This window comes from Pseudomonas sp. HD6422 (assembly GCF_025377065.1).
Classification (GTDB): domain Bacteria; phylum Pseudomonadota; class Gammaproteobacteria; order Pseudomonadales; family Pseudomonadaceae; genus Aquipseudomonas; species Aquipseudomonas putida_U.
The window spans coordinates 88,704-109,620 of record NZ_JAHWIW010000004.1 but is presented as its reverse complement, the minus strand read 5'-3'; the positions used below and the strand labels follow the sequence as shown (position 1 = coordinate 109,620).

Below are 20,917 nucleotides of genomic sequence, written 5' to 3'. Positions count from 1 at the left end.
GGCACAAGGCCGCTCCCACAGGATAGCGGCGCTCCTCGAAGGTAGCGCCATTGCCATGGGAGCGGCCTTGTGCCGCGAACGAGGGCGAGGCCCTCGTCGGTCAGGTCTGCGATGTCAGGTTACAGCGCTGCAATCCGCGCATGCTGCTCGGTGAAGTTGGCCAGAGCCTGCTCAGACTCGGCCAGCTTGGCGCGTTCCTTCTCGATCACCGCAGGCGGAGCCTTGTCGACGAAGGCGGCATTGGACAGCTTGCCGCCGACCCGTGCCACTTCGCCTTGCAGGCGCTGGATTTCCTTGTTCAGACGCGCAAGCTCGGCATCCTTGTCGATCAGCCCGGCCATCGGTACCAATACCTGCAGGTCGCCCACCAGCGCGGTGGCCGAAAGCGGCGCCTCCTCGGCATCGCCAAGCACGGTGAACGATTCGACCTTGGCCAGCTTCTTGAGCAGGGCTTCGTTTTCCTGCAGGCGACGCTGGTCTTCGGCGTTGGCATTCTTGAGGAACAGCGGCAACGGTTTGCCTGGGCCGATGTTCATCTCGGCGCGGATGTTGCGCAGGCCGACCATCAGCTCCTTGAGCCATTCGATGTCGCCTTCGGCGGCGGCATCAATGCGCGCTTCAACGGCCACCGGCCACGGTTGCAGCATGATGGTCTTGCCTTCGACGCCGGCCAGCGGCGCGATGCGCTGCCAGATTTCTTCGGTGATGAATGGCATGAACGGATGGGCCAGGCGCAGCGCCACTTCCAGCACCCGCACCAGGGTCCGGCGGGTACCACGGGCACGCTCGACCGGGGCATTCTCGTCCCACAGCACCGGCTTGGACAGTTCCAGGTACCAGTCGCAGTACTGGTTCCAGATGAACTCGTAAAGCGCCTGGCTGGCCAGGTCGAAGCGGAACTGCTCGAGCTGGCGGGTCACCTCGGCTTCGGTGCGTTGCAACTGGGAGATGATCCAGCGATCAGCCAGCGACAGCTCATAGGCCTCGCCGTTCTGGCCGCAGTCTTCGCCCTTGTCCAGTACATAACGGGCGGCGTTCCAGATCTTGTTGCAGAAGTTGCGGTAGCCTTCGACGCGGCCCATGTCGAACTTGATGTCGCGACCGGTGGACGCCAGCGAGCAGAAGGTGAAGCGCAGGGCATCGGTGCCGTAGCTGGCGATACCTTCCGGGAACTCGGCCTTGGTCTGCTTGGCGATCTTCTCGGCGAGCTTGGGCTGCATCATGCCGCTGGTGCGTTTTTCCAGCAGGGCGTCGAGGGTGATGCCGTCGACGATGTCCAGCGGGTCGAGGACGTTGCCCTTGGACTTGGACATCTTCTGACCCTGGCCATCGCGCACCAGGCCGTGCACGTACACGGTCTTGAACGGTACCTGCGGGGTGCCGTCCTCGTTCTTGATCAGGTGCATCGTCAGCATGATCATCCGGGCGACCCAGAAGAAGATGATGTCGAAGCCGGTGACCAGCACGTCGGTGGAGTGGAAGGTCTTGAGGAACTCGGTCTGCTCCGGCCAGCCCAGCGTGGAGAAGGTCCACAGCCCCGAGCTGAACCAGGTGTCGAGCACGTCGTCGTCCTGGCGCAGCTTCACGTCGGCGGCGAGGTTGTGCTTGGCGCGCACTTCCTCTTCATTGCGCCCGACATACACCTGGCCGGCTTCGTCGTACCACGCCGGAATCCGGTGGCCCCACCACAACTGGCGGCTGATGCACCAGTCCTGGATGTCGCGCATCCAGGAGAAGTACATGTTCTCGTACTGTTTGGGCACGAACTGGATACGACCGTCTTCCACGGCAGCGATGGCAGGCTCGGCCAGCGGCTTGGTGGACACGTACCACTGGTCGGTCAGCCATGGCTCGATGACGGTGCCGGAGCGGTCGCCCTTCGGTACCTTGAGGGCGTGGTCATCGATGCTGACCAGCAGGCCCTGGGCGTCCAGGTCGGCAACGATCTGCTTGCGCGCGACGAAACGATCGAGGCCGGCGTATTGCGCAGGCAGGCTGGTATCGACCTCGTCGTTGACGCTGCCGTCGAGGTTGAAGGCCTGGGCGCTGGCGAGCACCAGGGCGTTCTTGTCGAAGATGTTGAGCAGCGGCAGGTTGTGGCGCTTGCCGACCTCGTAGTCGTTGAAGTCGTGGGCCGGGGTGATCTTCACGCAGCCGGTGCCGAACTCAGGGTCGCAGTAGTCGTCGGCGATGATCGGAATGCGTCGGCCCACCAGGGGCAACTCGACGAACTTGCCGATCAGGGCCTGGTAGCGCTCGTCGGTCGGATTGACCGCGACTGCAGCGTCACCCAGCAGGGTTTCCGGACGGGTGGTGGCGACCACCAGGTAATCCTTGCCTTCTGCGGTCTTGGCGCCATCGGCCAGCGGATAGCGCAGGTTCCACAGGTGGCCCTTCTCGTCATGGTTTTCCACTTCGAGATCGGAAATGGCGGTGTGCAGCTTGGTGTCCCAGTTGACCAGGCGCTTGCCGCGGTAGATCAGGCCGTCTTCGTGCAGGCGGACGAAGGCTTCCTTGACCGCTTCGGACAGGCCGTCATCCATGGTGAAGCGCTCGCGACTCCAATCGACGGACGAACCCAGGCGACGGATCTGACGGCTGATGTTGCCACCGGATTGTTCTTTCCATTCCCAGACCTTGTCGAGGAACTGTTCACGCCCCAGGTCGTGACGGTTCTGGCCCTTGGCCTCGAGCTGGCGTTCGACCAGCATCTGGGTGGCGATACCGGCGTGGTCGGTACCTGGCTGCCACAGGGTGTTGCGGCCTTGCATGCGGCGGAAACGGATCAGGGCGTCCATGATCGCGTTGTTGAAGCCGTGGCCCATGTGCAGGCTGCCGGTCACGTTCGGCGGTGGAATCATGATGGTGTAGGACTCGCCTGCACCTTGCGGAGCGAAATAGTTCTCTGACTCCCAGGTGTTGTACCAGGAAGTTTCGATAGCGTGCGGCTGGTAGGTCTTATCCATGCGCGGCGGGACCCTGTGCATTTATTCGGGAAAGCCGAGAAGTATAACCAAGCTAGGGCCGGCAAGCGACAAGCTGCTGCTATCTGGCACGGCAGCAATGGCCTCTTCGCGGGCCCTGTGGGAGCGGGCTTGCCCGCGCAGGAGACGCCGCCGACGTTTGCCGCTACTCGGAACGTTTGATCAAACGCTCCATGCGCGCATCCAGGCGGCGCTTGATCTCGGTTTCGATATGCGGGGTGAAGTCGTTGATCACATCCTGCATGATCGCCTGCGCGGCGGCACGCAGCTCGGCTTCCAGGTGCAGCAGGGTGTCCTGGCGGCGAGTCTGAGCATCGTCCTCGGCGGCAGGGGGGGCAGGTTCGACAGCCGGTGCCGGGTTGCCGGCAGGCTCGTCGAGCAACAGCGGGATCTGTTCGACCGTATCGGTCAACAGGGGGGGCTGCAGGTCGGCATCGCCCAACAACTGGCGAATCGACTCCAGATCGTCGAGCAGGTGGGTGGAGTCAGGCAGGGTGGAAGGCTTGTCCATCATCGTCAGAGTCGCTGTAAGCGGTGGTCTTGCAGAGCATAGCCCTGTTCGCGGTAGAAACGGAATCGCTCGCGGGCCGATTGGCGAACCTCGGGTTCCTCGACGACGATTTCGGCCACCCGTTCGAACTGGCCGACGAACCCGGGCACGCTGGCCCCGAGGTTGATCAGCAAATCCTTGTGATCGCCGGGATCATCGCCCAGCCCCAGGGCTACCGCGGCGTCGGCATGGGACTCGGCCAGGTCGTGGGGCACGAATGCCTCGCCTTTGAAGCGCCATAGGCGCGTATCCAGTTCCTCGCGCTGTGCCGCGTCCTGGCAATGCAGGTACACCCGGTGGCCGAGGCGCCAGGCCTTTTCGCACAGCTTGCAGGCGAAATCGAGCCGCGCCGACAGCGAGTCGGTGGGCAGGATATAGAAATCGACTTTGCTCATGGTTCGGTCTGCCGACCGATGGCGCACGGGGCGCCACCGGTCTCACGGCATCAGGCGCCAGCGCGATCCAGCAGGTACTGGGTCAGCAGGGGGACCGGGCGACCGGTGGCGCCTTTGTCCTTGCCACCGCTGATCCAGGCGGTACCGGCGATGTCCAGGTGGGCCCACTGGTACGCCTTGGCGAAGCGCGACAGGAAGCAACCTGCGGTGATGGTGCCGGCCTTCGGCCCACCGATGTTGCCCATGTCGGCGAACGGGCTGTCGAGTTGCTCCTGGTATTCGTCGAACAGCGGCAGTTGCCAGGCGCGGTCGTCGGCACGCTTGCCGGCATCGAGCAGTTGCCCTACCAGGGTCTCGTCATTGCCCATCAGGCCCGAGGTGTGGCTGCCCAGGGCGACGATGCAGGCGCCGGTGAGGGTGGCGATGTCGATCACCGCCTGCGGTTTGAAACGCTCGGCGTAGGTCAGGGTATCGCACAGTACCAGGCGGCCTTCGGCGTCGGTGTTGAGGATCTCGACGGTTTGCCCGCTCATGGTGGTGACGATGTCGCCGGGGCGGGTGGCGCCGCCGCTGGGCATGTTCTCGGCGCAGGCCAGCAGGCATACCAGGTTGATCGGCAGCTGCAGCTCCAGCACGGCACGCAAGGTGCCGAACACGCTGGCAGCACCGCACATGTCGTACTTCATTTCATCCATGCCGGCGCCCGGCTTGAGGCTGATGCCACCGGTGTCGAAGGTGATGCCCTTGCCTACCAGCACGAAAGGCTTTTCGGCTTTCTTGCCGCCTTGGTAGTTGAGGACGATCAGGCGTGGCGGTTGATCACTGCCCTGGCCCACGGCATAGAACGCCCCCATGCCCAGGTCCTTGATCTTCTTCTCGTCGAGCACCTCGACCTTCAGGCCCTTGTGCGCCTTGCCCATTTCCTTGGCCTGCTCGGCCATGAAGCTTGGGTGGCAAAGGTTAGGCGGCAGGTTGCCCAGGTCGCGGGTGAACGCCATGCCGGTGGCGATGGCGCTGGCATGCTTGACCGCACGCTCGGCCTCGCCCTGGCCGGTCTTGGCGGCCAGCAGGGTGATCTTCTTGAGGGTGCGCGGTTCGGCTTTCTGGCTCTTGAACCGGTCGAACACGTAGGTGCCGTCGAGCAGTGTCTCGGCCAGCAGGCGGTACTTACCGTAGTAGGCATCGCGGTTGGTCACGGCGATATCGTCCAGGGCCAGCACTGCATCGCTGCCGCCCAGGCCCTTGAGCACCCCGGCGACGCTGGTCACCAGCTTGCGCCAGGCGCGGTCGCCCAGTGCCTCGTCCTTGCCGCTGCCGACCAGCAGCACGCGCTCGGCCTTGAGGCCCGGCAGGCTCTGTAGCAGCAGGGTCTGGCCCGGCTTGCCGGCCAGGTCGCCCCGCTTGAGCACGGCGCTGATGGCGCCGCCGGCCGCTTCGTCGATGGCCTTGGCGATGCTGCCGAGTTTGCGCCCTTCGCCGACCGGCACGACCAATGTGGCGGTTTTTACCGATGCAGCAGCTACGCTTTTTACAACCAGTTCCATGTCAGGGTCCCCGAATGATCTCTACAGTGGGCGCCACGTGCTCTGATGGGTGTCGTGGCGCTCTGGGCGGACCCGGCCACTTGCTCGCGTGCCGGGTGGAAAACTGCCAGTTTGAGCCCGTGGCAAGCGTGCTGACAACCCCGATGTACGGTCGACATGCCTGGCCAAGTGACAGGCGAGGTCAATCACAGGATAATGCGCGCACTTTACATGGAGGTTCGCCTTTGGCGAACCGGCATTGGTTTCGGTTGTACTAAGTCATCGTCTGGCGCCAGTGTCTGGCAGTCCACCCTGACAACCCAGGAGTGTCTGGTTTGATCGTCTTTCGTTATCTGTCCCGCGAGGTCCTGGTGACCTTGAGCGCCGTCAGCGCCGTGCTGCTGGTGATCATCATGAGCGGGCGCTTCATCAAGTATCTGGCCCAGGCCGCCCAGGGCGTGCTCGACCCAGGCGTGTTGTTCCTGATCATGGGCTTCCGTCTGCCGGGCTTCCTGCAACTGATCCTGCCGCTGGGGCTGTTCCTCGGTATCCTGCTGGCCTATGGCCGGCTGTACCTGGAGAGCGAGATGACCGTGCTCTCCGCCACCGGCATGAGCCAACAACGGCTGCTGGCGCTGACCCTGGCGCCGGCCGCGCTGGTCGCCCTGCTGGTCGCCTGGCTGAGCCTGAGCCTGGCACCCCAGGGCGTTGCCCAGGTGCAGAAGATCATCAACCAGCAGGACGCCCTGACCGAGTTCGACACCCTGTCGCCGGGTCGCTTCCAGACTCTGCGCGATGGTTCCCGGGTGACCTATACCGAGCAACTGTCGGACGACCGCATCAACCTGGGCGGCGTGTTCATCTCGGAAAAACGCTTCAACTCCGACAAGACCAAGGACCGTGCGCCTTCGGTACTGGTCGCCGAAAAGGGTCACCAGGAAATCCAGGCCGATGGCAACCGCTACCTGGTCCTGGAAAACGGCTACCGCTACGACGGCAACCCAGGTCAGGCCGACTACCGCGCCATCAAGTACGACACCTACGGTGTACTGCTGCCCAAGCCAGAGGTCAGTGAAGAGGTCACCGAGCGCGAAGCCATCCCGACCTCCGAGCTGTTCGGCCAGAAGGGCCTGCGCGAGCGTGCCGAGCTGCAATGGCGGTTGTCGTTGCCGATCCTGGTCTTCATCGTGACTCTGCTGGCCGTACCGTTGTCGCGGGTCAACCCGCGCCAGGGCCGTTTCCTCAAACTGCTGCCGGCGATTCTTCTGTACATGGCCTACCTGACGATGCTGATTTCCGTACGTGGGGCCCTGGAGAAGGGCAAGTTGCCCATTGGCCTGGGCATGTGGTGGGTCCACGGCCTGTTCCTGCTCATCGGCCTTGGCCTGATGTATTGGGAGCCGCTGCAACTCAAGCGTGCCGCGCGCCGTGCGGAGGTGGCCCATGGCTAAGCTCGACCGCTACATCGGCCAGAGCGTGCTGCTGGCCATTCTGGCGGTACTGGGGATCATCCTCGGCCTCGCCTCGCTGTTCGCCTTCATCGACGAAATGAGCGACCTCTCCGATACCTATACCGTCGTCGATGCAGGCGTCTACACGCTGCTGACCGCGCCCCGCCGGCTGTATGACATGCTGCCGATGGCGGCCCTGATCGGTTGCCTGATCGGCCTCGGCAGCTTGGCCAGCAGCAGCGAACTGACCATCATGCGCGCTGCCGGCGTGTCCATCGGCCGTATCGTCTGGGCGGTGATGAAGCCCATGCTGGTGCTGATGCTGGCAGGTGTGTTGATCGGCGAGTACGTCGCCCCGATCACCGAGAACAAGGCCCAGGCCGACCGTTCCCTGGCCCAGGGCGGCGGTGAGGCGCAGAGCTCCAAACGGGGCATGTGGCATCGCCAGGGCGAAGAGTTCGTGCACATCAACTCGGTGCAACCCAACGGCCTGTTGCTGGGCGTGACCCGCTACCGTTTCGATGACGAGCGCAAGATCGTCACCTCCAGCTTCGCCCGCCGTGCCCAGTACCAGGACGACCACTGGGTGCTCAGCGACGTCAGCACCACGCATTTCCGTGGCGACCATACCGAGGTCATCAAGAGCCCGCAGGAGCAGTGGGACGTCACGGTGACTCCGGAGCTGCTCAATACCGTGGTGGTCGCGCCGGAGTCGTTGTCGATCACCGGCCTGTGGCAGTACATCCACTATCTGGCCGACCAAGGCCTGAACAATGCGCGTTATTGGCTGGCATTCTGGACCAAGGTCCTGCAGCCTGCGGTCACGGCGGCGCTGGTACTGATGGCGATCTCGTTCATCTTTGGCCCGCTGCGTTCGGTGACCCTTGGCCAGCGCGTATTCACCGGTGTGCTGGTGGGCTTCGTGTTCCGCATTGCCGGCGACCTGTTGGGGCCTTCGAGCCAGGTGTTCGGCTTCCCGCCGTTGCTGGCGGTGGTGATACCCGCCGGGATCTGTGCGATCGCAGGGCTTTGGTTGTTGCGTCGGGCAGGGTAGCGAGCAAAAGCCAACGTTGGGGAAATCCCTGACAGTCAAGCGTTTTGGGGCTGCAAAGCAGCCCCATTAAAGCTTGAAGAGACCTCAACTGATCATTTTTTCCGCTTCGGCAGCCGCACCAGTTGGGTGTCCGAATAGATGTCATGCCAGCCGCGCTTGCGCTTGTCGACCAAGGCCCAGAAAAACCCCAGCCCCAGGCACAGCCACGAAGCGATCGAAACCACGAAGCGCAACAGCGCCTGCCACAGGCTGATGGCACTGCCATCGGCGTTCTGCACCCGCACCCCCCATACCTGCATGCCCAGCGTCTGGCCGCCATGGGTCCAGAACTTGGCGAAGAAACCGAACAGCGCGAACAGCAGGATCGTCGCCAGCAGAGGATCGCCATCCAGGGCGCCGGCTTCGGTGAGTTCACGCATGCGGGCTTCGCCAATGATCGCCATCTGGATCATCTTGTAGGCACCCGCGGTGACGATCAGCAGTGCCGTACAGAGCAGGAAGTCATAGAACATCGCCGCCAGGCGTCGGCCCAGACCGACTGGGGGGAAATCACCCTGGGGGGAGAGCAAAGGCTTGGACATGCAGGACGGCTCCGAATGGCGAAGCCAGTATTCTACGGGCAAAAAAAAGCCCCTGCACATGGCAGGGGCTTTTCTTCGAAGTCGGTGCGGCTTAGCCGGTGACTTGAACCTTGTCAGCCTGCATGCCTTTCTGGCCTTGGACTGCTTCGAAGGACACCTTCTGGCCTTCTTTCAGGCTCTTGAAGCCGTTACCTTCGATGGCACGGAAGTGCACGAACAGATCCGGACCGCTTTCTGGAGTGATGAAGCCGTAACCTTTTTCGTCATTGAACCACTTGACGGTACCGTTCTGACGCTCAGCCATTGTCTTATTTCCTATGAAGCTTAAATTTTGATGACAGTTTCTTTCACATTTTTTGAAGTGAAAGAGTACTGGGCTGGGTTGCAGGAAAGTAAGAGACGTCGAACGGGTTGTAGCAGATTGCGGCTACTGGCCCAGGTCACGAACTGTTGCGACCCATGCAAACACAGTGCAGTGACTCTACGCCAACTCCTGAGAAAAAAACAAGCCCTTCGAGCTGCAGGAAATCGCGCTTTTGCCGATAACCGACAAATTTGTCGGAAACGGCATGGCGCCTGGCCTGGCGCCATGTTCCGAGGTTATGGAAAAGGTTCGTAATCGAATATCGACGAACCTCAGATTACGCATTCAGCCTCGATAGTAACGCTGCGCAACGAAAGGCATTTTGCTGACTTTAAGGGCAACTTGCTTGCCCCTTACTACGGCAAACAAAGCGGTATCGAGCGCCGCATGTTCGACTTCGACATAACCCATGGCCAGTGGGGCACCGAGCGTCGGACCAAAGCCGCCGCTGCATACCCGGCCAACGGTCTTGCCATCGGCATCGACGATGTCAGCACCCTCACGGACCGGCGTACGTTCCTGCGGCAAGAGCCCTACGCGCTTGCGTGCAACGCCCTGTTGCTGTTGGGCGAATACCGTTTCGGCACCTGGGAAGCCGCCGGCGCGTGCGCCATCGGCGCGGCGCACCTTGGAAATGGCCCATAGCAGGCTGGCTTCGATCGGCGTGGTGCTGGTGTCCATGTCGTGGCCATACAGGCACAATCCGGCTTCCAGACGCAGCGAATCACGAGCACCGAGGCCGATCGGCTGTACCTCGGGTTCGGCCAGCAGCCGACGGGCCAGGGCTTCGGCGGCGGGGGCCGGCACGGAGATCTCGTAGCCGTCTTCACCGGTGTAACCCGAACGGCTCACATAGCAGTCTTCGCCCATCAGCGTGACGGGGCGGAACTGCATGAAGGTCATGCCTGCCACTTCCGGTGCCAGTCGCTCGAGCACCTTGACGGCGGCCGGACCTTGCAGTGCGAGCAGGGCCCGTTCCTCGAACAGTGGCTGAATCTCGCAACGGTCGCCGATATGCCGTTGCAGGTGGGCCAGGTCCTGGTCCTTGCATGCGGCGTTGACTACCAGGAACAGCTCGCCATCGCCCAGGTTGGCGACCATCAGGTCATCGAGGATGCCACCTTGCTCGTTGGTGAACATGGCATAGCGCTGCATGCCCACCGGCAGGTCGACGATATCCACCGGCACCAGGGTTTCCAGCGCCTGTGCGGCATCGCTGCCGCGCAGGCGAATCTGGCCCATGTGCGAAACGTCGAACAACCCAGCCTGGTCGCGGGTGTGCAGGTGCTCCTTGAGCACGCCCAGCGGGTACTGCACCGGCATGTCGTAGCCGGCGAACGGCACCATGCGTGCGCCCAGTTCCAGGTGCAGGGTATGCAGTGGGGTCTTGAGCAGTGTTTCGGACATCGATGACTCCTTGGTTTGCTGTTCGGATCAACATTCGATGATGTTGACGGCCAGACCGCCGCGGGCGGTCTCCTTGTATTTGCTTTTCATGTCCGCGCCGGTCTGGCGCATGGTGCGGATGACCTTGTCGAGCGAGACGAAATGCTGCCCGTCGCCCCGCAAGGCCATGCGCACCGCGTTGATCGCCTTGACCGAGCCCATGGCGTTGCGCTCGATGCAGGGCACCTGGACCAGCCCGCCGATGGGGTCGCACGTCAGGCCCAGGTTGTGTTCCATGCCGATCTCGGCGGCGTTCTCCACCTGCTGTGGCGTTCCGCCCATCACTTCGCACAGTGCACCGGCCGCCATCGAGCAGGCCACGCCCACTTCGCCCTGGCAACCGACCTCGGCGCCAGAGATCGAGGCGTTTTCCTTGTAAAGAATGCCAATGGCGGCAGCGGTGAGCAGGAAGCGCACCACGCCATCCTCGTTGGCTGCGGGCGCGAAGCGCATGTAGTAATGCAGCACAGCAGGGACGATGCCTGCCGCGCCGTTGGTCGGTGCGGTGACCACGCGGCCGCCGTAGGCATTCTCCTCGTTGACCGCCAGGGCATAGAGGTTGACCCAGTCGAGCACCGACAAAGCATCGCGCAGACCGGCTTCCGGGTGCTGGCTGAGCTGGCGGTACAGGGCCGGCGCGCGGCGCTTGACCTTGAGCCCGCCAGGCAGGATGCCTTCATGGCGACAGCCGGCGGCGACGCAGTCCTGCATCACTTGCCAGATGCGCAGCAAGCCGGCGCGGGTTTGGGCTTCTGGGCGCCAGGCCGACTCGTTGGCGAGCATGACCTGGCTGATCGACAGCTGCTGGGCGACGCAATGGCCGAGCAGTTGCTTGGCGGTGGTGAACGGGTAGGTCAGCACGGTACGGTCTTCGACGATGCGGTCGTGGCCGGCGGCATCTTCGTCGACCACGAATCCACCACCTACCGAGTAGTACTCGCGGCTGCGAATCTGCAGGCCGGCTGCGTCGAAGGCACGGAAGATCATGCCATTGGGGTGGTAGGCCAGCGGCTTGCGAATCATCGCCAGGTGCTGCTTCTCGACAAAGGCGATGGGGTGTTCGCCCAGCAGGCGCAGGCTGCCGCTGTCGCGGATGGCCTGGAGGCGGGTGGGGATGGTTTCGGTATCGACGCTATCGGGGTGCTCGCCCTCCAGGCCGAGCAGCACCGCCTTGTCACTGCCGTGACCCTTGCCGGTGGCGCCGAGCGAGCCATACAACTCGGCCTTGACGCTGGCGGTGCTGGCCAATAGGCCGTCCCGGCGCAGGCCTTCGGCGAAGCGCGCGGCAGCCCGCATCGGGCCGACCGTGTGGGAGCTGGAAGGGCCGATACCGATCTTGAACAGGTCGAAGACACTCAAAGACATGATGACCTCCTAACCGGCTCTTGAGGTAGACGGTGACTTGTAGCAGCGGGTTTACCCGCGAAAGCGACGGTGAAGCCTGCATCGCATTCGCGGGTGAACCCGCTTCTACAGGGCAGTAGCGAGCCCAAGGGCCATTAGACGTCCTGATAGCTCTCGATCGACGGGCAGGCGCAGACCAGGTTACGGTCGCCGAACACGTTGTCGACGCGGCCGACCGGTGGCCAGTACTTGCCCTCCACCAGGCTCGGCAATGGGTACACCGCCTGCTCGCGGCTGTAGCCATGGGACCACTCGCCAACCAGTTCGGCCGCCGTGTGTGGGGCGTTCTTCAGCGGGTTGTCGTCCTTGTCCAGACTGCCGGTCTCGACCGCGCGGATTTCTTCGCGGATGCGGATCATCGCGTCGCAGAAGCGGTCCAGCTCTTCCTTGGATTCGCTTTCGGTCGGTTCGATCATCAGCGTACCCGCTACCGGGAACGACATGGTCGGGGCGTGGAAGCCGAAGTCGATCAGGCGTTTGGCCACGTCATCGACACTGATGCCACTGGTGTCCTTGAGCGGGCGCAGGTCGAGGATGCATTCATGCGCTACCAGGCCGTTACCGCCGCTATACAGAACAGGATAGTGCTCTTCCAGGCGACGGGCGATGTAGTTGGCATTGAGGATGGCCATCTGCGAGGCACGCTTGAGCCCGGCGCCACCCATCATGCGGATGTACATCCAGGTGATCGGCAGGATGCTGGCGCTGCCGAACGGCGCTGCGCAGACCGCGCCGCCCGTGTTTTCGAGCTGAGCGTGGCCGGGCAGGAACGGCGCCAGGTGCGATTTAACGCCGATCGGGCCGACGCCAGGGCCGCCACCGCCGTGCGGAATGCAGAAGGTCTTGTGCAGGTTCAGGTGGGACACGTCGCCGCCGAACTTGCCGGGGGCGCACAGGCCGACCATGGCGTTCATGTTGGCGCCGTCGATGTACACCTGGCCGCCATTGTCGTGGATGATCGCGCAGATTTCGCCGATCGCCTCCTCGAACACGCCGTGGGTCGACGGGTAGGTGATCATGATCGCCGCAAGGCGCTCGCGGTGCTCGATCGCCTTGGCCCGCAGGTCTTCGACGTCGACGTTGCCGCGGGCGTCGCAGGCGGTGACCACAACACGCATGCCGGCCATGTGCGCGGTCGCCGGGTTGGTACCGTGGGCCGAGGACGGGATCAGGCAGATGTCGCGATGGGCTTCGCCGCGGCTGCGGTGGTAGGCGCGGATAGCCAGCAGTCCGGCATATTCGCCCTGGGAACCGGCGTTGGGTTGCAGCGACACGGCATCGTAGCCGGTGGCGGCACAGAGCATGGCTTCCAGCTCGGTGGTCATCTGCAGGTAGCCCTGGCTTTGCTCGGCTGGGGCGAAGGGGTGCAGGTTGCCGAACTCGGCCCAGGTCACCGGGATCATCTCACTGGCGGCATTGAGCTTCATGGTGCACGAGCCCAGCGGAATCATGCTGCGGTCCAGCGCCAGGTCCTTGTCGGCCAGGCGGCGCAGGTAGCGCATCAATTCGGTTTCGCTGTGATAGCGGTTGAACACCGGATGTTCGAGGATGGCCGACTGGCGCAGCAGGGCCGCTGGCAGGCGTGAGGCGGTGCTGGCGGCGAGGGCGGCGAAGTCAGGCTGCACCTGGCCGGCGCCGAACAGCTGCCACAGACCTTCGACGTCGGCCTGAGTGCTGGTTTCGTCGAGCGACAGGCCCAAGTGCTCGGCATCGATCTGGCGCAGGTTGATGCGCTGGGCGCGCGCCTTGTCGTGCAGCTCGGCGGTAGCCGTGCCGGTGGCCAGGGTCAGGGTGTCGAACGCGGTCTCGCCGAGTACCTTCAGGCCCAGTCGCTCGAGGCCGGCGGCCAGGATCGAGGTCAGGTTGTGGGTGCGCAGGGCGATGCGCTTGAGGCCCTCGGGGCCGTGGTACACGGCGAACATGCTGGCGATGTTGGCCAGCAGGACCTGGGCGGTGCAGATGTTGCTGGTGGCTTTCTCGCGGCGGATGTGTTGCTCGCGGGTCTGCATGGCCAAGCGCAGGGCGGTCTTGCCGAAGCGGTCGATCGACACGCCGACCAGGCGGCCCGGCATGTCGCGCTTGAACGCGTCGCGGGTGGCGAAGTAGGCCGCGTGCGGGCCACCGAAGCCCAGCGGTACACCAAAGCGCTGGGCGCTGCCGATAGCCACGTCGGCGCCGAACTCACCCGGTGCGGTGAGCAGGGTCAGGGCCAGCAGGTCGGCGGCGACCGCAACCAGGGCGTTGGCGGCGTGGAAGCGCTGCACCAGTTCGCGGTAGTCGTACACCTCACCGTTGCTGGCTGGGTATTGCAGCAGTGCGCCGAAGAACGCGGATACATCGCTCAGCTCGGTTTCGTCGCCGACCACGATGTCGATGCCCAGCGGCTCGGCGCGGGTGCGCAGCACGTCGAGGGTCTGCGGGTGGCAGTGCTGCGAAACGAAGAAGGCGTGGCTGGACTTGTTCTTCGACAAACGCTTGCAGAAGGTCATGGCCTCGGCAGCGGCAGTGGCTTCGTCGAGCAGGGAGGCGTTGGCGATCGGCAGACCGGTCAGGTCGCTGACCAGGGTCTGGAAGTTCAGCAGCGCTTCCAGTCGGCCTTGGGAGATTTCTGGCTGATAGGGGGTGTAGGCGGTGTACCAGGCTGGGTTCTCCAGCAGGTTGCGCAGGATCGGTGCAGGGGTGTGGGTGTTGTAGTAGCCCTGGCCGATGTAGTTCTTGAACAGCTGGTTCTTGCCGGCGATGGCCTTGAGCGCGGCGAGGGCATCGGCTTCGCTTTGGCCGTCCTCGCTGCCGAGCACGCTGGTGCCCTTGATGCTGTCGGGAATGACTGCGGCGGTCATGGCCTCCAGCGAATCGAAACCGAGGCTGGCGAGCATGGCTTGCTCGTCAGCGCTACGGGGGCCGATGTGGCGGGCGATGAATTCGTTGGCGGTGCCGAGGTTGATGGTCATGGTGGCGGCTCCTCAGGCGTCGTCGTTGGCTTTGATCAGGCGATCGTAGGCGTCCTGGTCGAGCAGGGCGGACACGGCCTGGGCATCGGTTGGCTTGAAGCGGAAGAACCAGCCTTCGCCCAATGGGTCTTCGTTGACCAGTTCGGGGCTGTCGTTGAGGCCATCGTTGACTGCGATCACTTCACCGGCCAGTGGCATGTACACGCCGCTAGCGGCCTTGACCGATTCGACGGTCGAGGCTTCGGCGCCTTTGTCGTAGTGCTGCAGCTCCGGCAGTTGCACGTAGACCACATCACCCAGGGCGTTCTGGGCGTAGGCGGTGATGCCCACGGTGACACTGCCGTCGGCTTCGGCACGCAGCCATTCGTGATCTTCGGTAAAACGCAACTCGCTCATGGGAATTCCTCAGGAAGCAGGGCTAGGAGGCGCGGTGGGCCACGCGCTTTTAGTAGCGGTTCCTAAGCAAGAATGTTGCCATTGATAAAAAATGTATATTTATCAGTAACTTAACGATAACCCGTAACGTGACTCGGGTTTTATTTGGAATGAAATCGATACAGTGCAATTGCTGTTGAAAAGATTTAATCCATCAAACACTTGGCTATAAAGGTCCGTCGCCTTTTGTATTGATATCGATACGATGTACTGATATCGATACACATCAGACGGGCACCGTTATCTATCAGGCTGCAAATTGCGGGGCTGAGGCCCTGGGCACGCGAAGCTCTGCACGAATTCAACCGTTCGCCTTTGGGATGCCGTACTTGCGCAACCGCTGGGCGATGGCGGTGTGCGAGGTCTGCAGACGCCCGGCCAGTTGCCGGGTCGAGGGATAGCTCGCGTACAACCGTTGCAGCAGTTCGCGCTCGAAATCGCCCATCGCCTGTTCCAGGCTCGCCACTTCGCCATCCTGGCCGCGGGCCACGGATGTGCCGGCGATGTCCAGATCGCCGATGTCCACCACGGAGCCCTCGCAGATGGCCGCTGCGCGGAAAATCACGTTCTGCAACTGGCGTACGTTGCCCGGCCAGGGATTGGCCAGCAGCGCCGCGTGGGTAGCCGGGGCCAGTCGGCAGGCTGGGCGCTGGATCTGCGTGCAGGCTTGCTGCATGAAGAAGTGCGCCAGCATCAGGATGTCCTGGCCACGGTCGCGCAGCGGCGGCACCTGCAGGTTGAGGACGTTCAGGCGGTAGAACAGGTCTTCGCGGAAGCTGCCGTCGGCGACCATGCGCTCCAGGTCGCGGTGGGTGGCGCTGATGATGCGCACATCGACCTTCACTTCGCGGTCGCCGCCGACTCGGCGGAAACTGCCATCGTTGAGAAAGCGCAGGAGCTTGGCCTGCAGGTAGGGCGACATTTCGCCGATCTCGTCGAGAAACACCGTGCCCTGGTTGGCCAGTTCCATCAGCCCTGGCTTGCCGCCGCGCTGGGCGCCGGTGAAGGCGCCTGGGGCGTAGCCGAACAACTCGCTTTCGGCCAGGCTTTCCGGCAGGGCCGCGCAGTTCAGGGCGAGGAAAGGTGCCGTGTGGCGGCTGCTCACGGCATGGCAGGCGCGGGCGACCAATTCCTTGCCGGTGCCGGTTTCGCCGTGCACCAGCAACGGCGCGTCGAGGGCCGCTACCCGCAGCGCGCGAGCCTTGAGGGTACGGATTGCCGGCGATTCGCCAAGCAAGGCATCGAAGCCTTCGGCATGGTCGTGGTGCAGGGCCGACAGACGCTCCCCCATGCGCGTGGGTGGGTACAGGGTCAGCAGGCCACCGGCGTTGGTGATGGGCGTGGCATCGAGCAGCAGGCTCTGGCCGTTGAGCTGCATTTCGCGCATCGGCAGGTGGAAGTTGTTGTCCAGCAGGGCCTGGAGCAGGCCAGGGTCGGCGAACAGTTCGCCGATCGAGCGTCCTGCCGATTCGCGCCCGCACAGGGCGATCAGGGCCGGGTTGGCCAGCAGCACCTTGCCTGCGCTGTCTACCGCCAGAACCGGGTCGCTCATCGCGGCGAGCAAGGCGTCGAGCTGCAGGTGGCGGCGTTGGCCGGGAAGGATGTCCACCACCTCGACCGATTGCACGCCCTGCACTTCGAACAAGGCATCGTGCAGTTCTTCGAGCACGGCGGGGCTTAGGGTCGGGGCGTCGATATAGACGTTCGGCGGCACCATTTCCACGGCATCCAGGTTGAGGTTGCGGGCGCCGAGCAGGGCCAGGACTTCCTGGGTGATGCCGACGCGATCGATGAAGCTGACGTGGATACGCATGGGAAGGCGGGGATGATGGCCGGGGAGGGCGCTATTATGCCCCTAGTCGGGGTGCATGCCCAAGGCTGGCGCTGCGGGTGTCCGTGACAAGCCGGCTCCAGGGAGCCGGCCTGGCGGTAATCAGGGGTTTCCCAGATGTTCCGGTTTGACCGGGTCGCCCGACTTCACATCGAGCTTTTCGCGGATGTCATTGAACATGTGGTCGTAGATCTTGTGCGGCGAACCCAGGCTTTCGAATTTCTTCGGCGGTGTCAGATAGGACTGTGCCTTGCGCGACAGGACCATGAGAAAGCTGGGCAGTACCTGGTCCTTGGACAGGAAGAAGTGCTCGTCGACCGGCTTGCCTTCGATGGAACCGTGCATGCGGAAGCGGATGCCTCTGCCTTCATTGGGGTCGGTCTCAGCCTGGTAATCGACCTTGAGATCGTAGCTGTGGTCGTTCTTGTTCAGCGCGGTGCGCTCGATGTGTACATGACCGGGCTCGTAGGTGGCCATGGCGAATCCTCCGGAAGCTTGAAGTTGGCGGGCGAACGGCGCCCGCCTGGTGCATCAACGGTAGCTGATTCCGGGCTTGGCGGTGGAAACCCGAGTACCGGCAGTGCCTTTGACGATGTCCTCGATGTTCTCCAGTGAGCTGATCACGGCCACCTTGCCGGTGTTGCGGGCGAAGTTGCTGGCAGCCTGCACCTTCGGCCCCATGGAACCGGCGGCGAAGCCCAGGCGCTCGAGCTCATCGGGATGGGCCTCGGCGATGGCCTTCTGGGTCGGTTTGCCCCAGTCGACATAGGCAGCGTCGACGTCGGTGGCGATCACCAGGAGGTCGGCCTCGAGCTGTTCGGCCAGCAGTGCCGAGGCCAGGTCCTTGTCGATCACCGCCTCGATGCCCTTCAGCTTGCGGTTTTCATCGTACATGGTGGGAATACCGCCACCGCCGGCGCAGATCACGATGCTGCTCTTTTCCAGCAGCCACTTGATCGGGCGGATCTCGAAGATGCGCTTGGGTTTCGGGCTGGCCACCACGCGGCGGTACTTGTCGCCGTCGGGCTTGACCACCCAGCCTTTTTCCTTGGCCAGTTTTTCGGCTTCTTCCTTGCTGTAGACCGGGCCGATGAACTTGGTCGGGTCCTTGAAGGCGGGGTCGTTGGCGTCCACCTCGACCTGGGTGAGCAGAGTGGCGAACGGCACTTCGAAGGCCAGCAGGTTGCCCAGCTCCTGCTCGATCATGTAACCGATCATGCCCTCCGTCTCGGCGCCCAGCACATCCAGCGGATAGGCCTCGTCAGGCTTGTAGGCCATGCCCTGAAGCGACAGCAAGCCGACCTGTGGGCCGTTGCCATGGGCGATGACCAGTTCGTTGCCGGGGTGAATCTTGGCGATCTGTTCGGTGGCGGTGCGGATGTTGGCGCGCTGGTTTTCAGCGGTCATCGGCTCGCCGCGACGCAGCAGGGCGTTACCGCCCAAAGCTACAACGATACGCATGGGGAATGTCCTTTAACGAATGGAAAGGAGCCGCCGGTATCTAAGGCTGCCTGGCCCCTGTGGGAGCGGGCTTGCCCGCTCCCACAGTGACCGTGCAGATCTCGGCTATCGCGGTCGCTACTTACAGATCGGCCAGGGTCGAGACCAGGATCGCCTTGATCGTATGCATGCGGTTTTCCGCCTGCTCGAAGGCGATGCAAGCCGGCGACTCGAACACGTCATCGGTCACTTCGATGCCGTTGGCCAGGTCCGGATACTGTTCGGCGATCTGTTTGCCGACCTTGGTCTCGGAGTTGTGGAAGGCCGGCAGGCAATGCATGAATTTGGTTCGTGGATTGCCGGAAGCCTTCATGAGCTCCTTGTTCACCTGATAAGGCTTGAGCAGCTTGATTCGTTCGCCCCAGGCTTCGATCGGCTCGCCCATCGACACCCAGACGTCGGTGTGGATGAAGTCGACCCCCTTGACCGCCGTCTTGGCATCTTCGGTCAGGGTGATGCGCGCGCCGCTTTCCTCGGCGTATTGCTTGCAGCGCTCGACCAGGTCGTCATGGGGCCACAGCGCCTTGGGCGCGGCGATGCGCACGTCCATGCCGAGCTTGGCACCAATCAGCAACAGCGAGTTGCCCATGTTGTTACGGGCATCGCCCAGGTACACGTAGCTGATGTCATGCAGCGGCTTGTCGCTGTGCTCGCGCATGGTCAGCACGTCGGCGATCATCTGGGTTGGGTGGTATTCGTCGGTGAGACCGTTGAATACCGGCACGCCGGCGAACTTGGCCAGTTCTTCGACGATCTCCTGCTTGAAGCCGCGGTACTCGATGGCATCGTACATACGCCCGAGCACCCGGGCAGTGTCCTTCATGCTTTCCTTGTGGCCGATCTGCGAGGAGTTGGGATCGATGTAGGTGACGTTGGCGCCCTGGTCATAGGCGGCGACCTCGAAAGCGCAGCGGGTGCGAGTGGAGGTCTTCTCGAAGATCAGGGCAATGTTGTTGCCCTTCAGGTGCTGCTGCTCGGTGCCGGTGTACTTGGCGCGCTTGAGGTCGCGGGACAGGTCCAGCAGGTACTTCAGCTCGCGAGTGGTGTGATGTTCGAGGCTGAGCAGGTTGCGATTGTGGATGTTGAACGCCATGACGGAGTCTCCTTAGGCTTTCAATGAATTCGGGACGTTGGTGGCCCGGCGTGCGCCCGCTGGGCGCTGCCGGGGTCGGGCGTGCTAGTAATCGACTGGATCGCGCACGATCGGGCAGGTCATGCAGTGACCGCCGCCACGGCCGCGGCCCAGTTCGCCGGCGCTGATGGTGATGACTTCGATGCCGGCCTTGCGCAGCAGGGTGTTGGTGTAGGTGTTGCGGTCATAACCGACCACCACGCCTGGCTCGATGGCCACCACGTTGTTACCGTCGTCCCACTGCTCACGCTCGGCGGCGAAGCTGTTGCCACCGGTTTCCACCACCCGCAGCTTGACGCCCAGCTGCTCGCCGACCACTTCGATGAAGGATTTGTTGATCCGGCGCACATCCATGCCGTATGGCTTGCCCTCGTCGGGCCGGATGATGAACGGCACGATCTCGCTCACCACTTCCGGGAAGACCGTCACCAGGTCGCGGTCGCAGAAGCTGAACACGGTATCCAGGTGCATGGCGGCGCGAGATTTCGGCAGGCCGGCGACGATGACTTCGCTGGCCGCACCCTTGGCGAACAGGTTCTGTGCCAATTGGCCGATGGCCTGACGCGAGGTGCGTTCGCCCATGCCGATCAGCACGATGCCCTTGCCGATCGGCATCACGTCGCCGCCTTCGAGGGTGGCGCTGCCGTGGTCCTTGTCCGGGTCGCCGTACCAGACCTGGAAGTCGGCCTTGGTGAACTCCGGATGGAACTTGTAGATGGCGGTGGTCAACAGGGTTTCCTGGCGTCGAGCCGGCCAGTACATCGGGTTGAGCGTCACGCCGCCGTAGATCCAGCAGGTGGTGTCGCGGGTGAACTGGGTGTTGGGCAGCGGCGGCAGGATGAAGCTGGAGTGGCCCAGGTAGTCGTTGTACATCTTGACCACGTCGGCGCCTTCGCTCTGTGGCAGGTCCTGGCCGGCAACGCCGCCAATCAGGAACTCGGCCAGATGGCGAGCCTCCAGGCCTTCGAGCCAGCTGCGGACCTCATTGGTCAGCCCCACGCCGACGGTGTCCGGGGTGATCTTGCGATCGAGGATCCACTTGAGGGCCTCTTTGTTCTGCACGATGTCGGTCAGCAGGTTGTGCATTTCCAGCACCTCGACGCCGCGTTCGCGCATCTTGGTGACGAAGTCGAAGTGGTCACGCTTGGCCTGGTCGACCCAGATCACGTCATCGAACAGCAATTCATCGCAGTTGCTGGGGGTCAGGCGTTTGTGCGCCAGCCCCGGAGCGCAGACCATCACCTTGTGCAGCTTGCCGGCCTCCGAGTGGACACCGTACTTCTGTTTTTCAGTGGACATGGTTCGAATCCTCCAAT

Annotated in this window: 17 protein-coding genes; 2 read left to right on the top strand and 15 right to left on the bottom strand. The window is 63.3% G+C overall.

Annotated elements, in window-relative coordinates:
- Positions 1-119: 119 nt before the first annotated feature.
- From KY379_RS03975 to KY379_RS03960, 4 genes are all read right to left on the bottom strand, one after another.
- Positions 120-2,966, bottom strand: a complete 2,847-nt coding sequence (locus tag KY379_RS03975) for a valine--tRNA ligase (RefSeq protein ID WP_133326333.1) — start codon at positions 2,964-2,966, stop codon at positions 120-122.
- 163 nt (positions 2,967-3,129) lie between these two features.
- Positions 3,130-3,495: a DNA polymerase III subunit chi gene (locus tag KY379_RS03970; RefSeq protein ID WP_133326331.1), complete on the bottom strand. Its 366-nt coding sequence runs from the start codon at positions 3,493-3,495 to the stop codon at positions 3,130-3,132.
- A gap of 5 nt (positions 3,496-3,500) precedes the next feature.
- Positions 3,501-3,929, bottom strand: coding sequence for a DNA polymerase III subunit chi (locus KY379_RS03965; protein ID WP_133326329.1), 429 nt, complete (start codon positions 3,927-3,929; stop codon positions 3,501-3,503).
- Positions 3,930-3,979: 50 nt separating this feature from the next.
- Positions 3,980-5,473, bottom strand: a complete 1,494-nt coding sequence (locus KY379_RS03960) for a leucyl aminopeptidase (RefSeq protein ID WP_133326327.1) — start codon at positions 5,471-5,473, stop codon at positions 3,980-3,982.
- A 314-nt stretch (positions 5,474-5,787) separates the two neighbouring features.
- Between KY379_RS03960 and lptF the strand changes: the two genes are divergently transcribed.
- On the top strand, positions 5,788-6,903 hold the full coding sequence (gene lptF / locus KY379_RS03955; RefSeq protein WP_133326325.1) for an LPS export ABC transporter permease LptF: 1,116 nt from the start codon (positions 5,788-5,790) through the stop codon (positions 6,901-6,903).
- The gene (gene lptG, locus KY379_RS03950; RefSeq protein WP_133326323.1) at positions 6,896-7,957 is read left to right on the top strand and encodes an LPS export ABC transporter permease LptG; all 1,062 of its coding nucleotides are present in this window, start codon (positions 6,896-6,898) and stop codon (positions 7,955-7,957) included. Before lptF ends, lptG begins: the two co-directional genes overlap by 8 nt.
- Before the next feature lie 92 nt (positions 7,958-8,049).
- On the opposite strand, the gene KY379_RS03945 is transcribed toward lptG, so the two are convergent.
- From KY379_RS03945 to arcA, 11 genes are all read right to left on the bottom strand, one after another.
- The gene (locus KY379_RS03945) at positions 8,050-8,538 is read right to left on the bottom strand and encodes an RDD family protein (RefSeq protein ID WP_261239050.1); all 489 of its coding nucleotides are present in this window, start codon (positions 8,536-8,538) and stop codon (positions 8,050-8,052) included.
- 91 nt (positions 8,539-8,629) lie between these two features.
- A complete protein-coding gene (locus KY379_RS03940; RefSeq protein ID WP_133326319.1) occupies positions 8,630-8,842 on the bottom strand; it encodes a cold-shock protein in 213 nt (70 codons plus the stop codon).
- Positions 8,843-9,187: 345 nt separating this feature from the next.
- Positions 9,188-10,309: a glycine cleavage system aminomethyltransferase GcvT gene (gene gcvT, locus KY379_RS03935; RefSeq protein WP_196171856.1), complete on the bottom strand. Its 1,122-nt coding sequence runs from the start codon at positions 10,307-10,309 to the stop codon at positions 9,188-9,190.
- Between the two features lie 27 nt (positions 10,310-10,336).
- Positions 10,337-11,713, bottom strand: coding sequence for an L-serine ammonia-lyase (locus tag KY379_RS03930; RefSeq protein WP_261239048.1), 1,377 nt, complete (start codon positions 11,711-11,713; stop codon positions 10,337-10,339).
- Positions 11,714-11,847: 134 nt separating this feature from the next.
- Entirely contained in the window at positions 11,848-14,703 is a 2,856-nt protein-coding gene (gene gcvP / locus KY379_RS03925; RefSeq protein WP_261239047.1) for an aminomethyl-transferring glycine dehydrogenase, read from the bottom strand.
- 12 nt (positions 14,704-14,715) lie between these two features.
- Positions 14,716-15,099 carry a glycine cleavage system protein GcvH gene (gcvH, locus tag KY379_RS03920; RefSeq protein WP_133326311.1) on the bottom strand — a complete coding sequence of 128 codons (384 nt, stop codon included), beginning with the start codon at positions 15,097-15,099 and terminating at the stop codon, positions 14,716-14,718.
- A gap of 340 nt (positions 15,100-15,439) precedes the next feature.
- Positions 15,440-16,951 carry a sigma-54-dependent transcriptional regulator gene (locus KY379_RS03915; RefSeq protein WP_261239045.1) on the bottom strand — a complete coding sequence of 504 codons (1,512 nt, stop codon included), beginning with the start codon at positions 16,949-16,951 and terminating at the stop codon, positions 15,440-15,442.
- Between the two features lie 120 nt (positions 16,952-17,071).
- Positions 17,072-17,446, bottom strand: a complete 375-nt coding sequence (locus KY379_RS03910) for a DUF5064 family protein (RefSeq protein WP_133326307.1) — start codon at positions 17,444-17,446, stop codon at positions 17,072-17,074.
- Positions 17,447-17,500: 54 nt separating this feature from the next.
- Positions 17,501-18,430 (bottom strand): carbamate kinase, encoded by a 930-nt coding sequence (gene arcC / locus KY379_RS03905; RefSeq protein WP_133326305.1) that lies wholly within the window; start codon positions 18,428-18,430, stop codon positions 17,501-17,503.
- 121 nt (positions 18,431-18,551) lie between these two features.
- On the bottom strand, positions 18,552-19,562 hold the full coding sequence (locus KY379_RS03900; protein ID WP_261239044.1) for an ornithine carbamoyltransferase: 1,011 nt from the start codon (positions 19,560-19,562) through the stop codon (positions 18,552-18,554).
- A gap of 84 nt (positions 19,563-19,646) precedes the next feature.
- On the bottom strand, positions 19,647-20,900 hold the full coding sequence (gene arcA, locus KY379_RS03895; RefSeq protein ID WP_133326301.1) for an arginine deiminase: 1,254 nt from the start codon (positions 20,898-20,900) through the stop codon (positions 19,647-19,649).
- Positions 20,901-20,917: the final 17 nt, after the last annotated feature.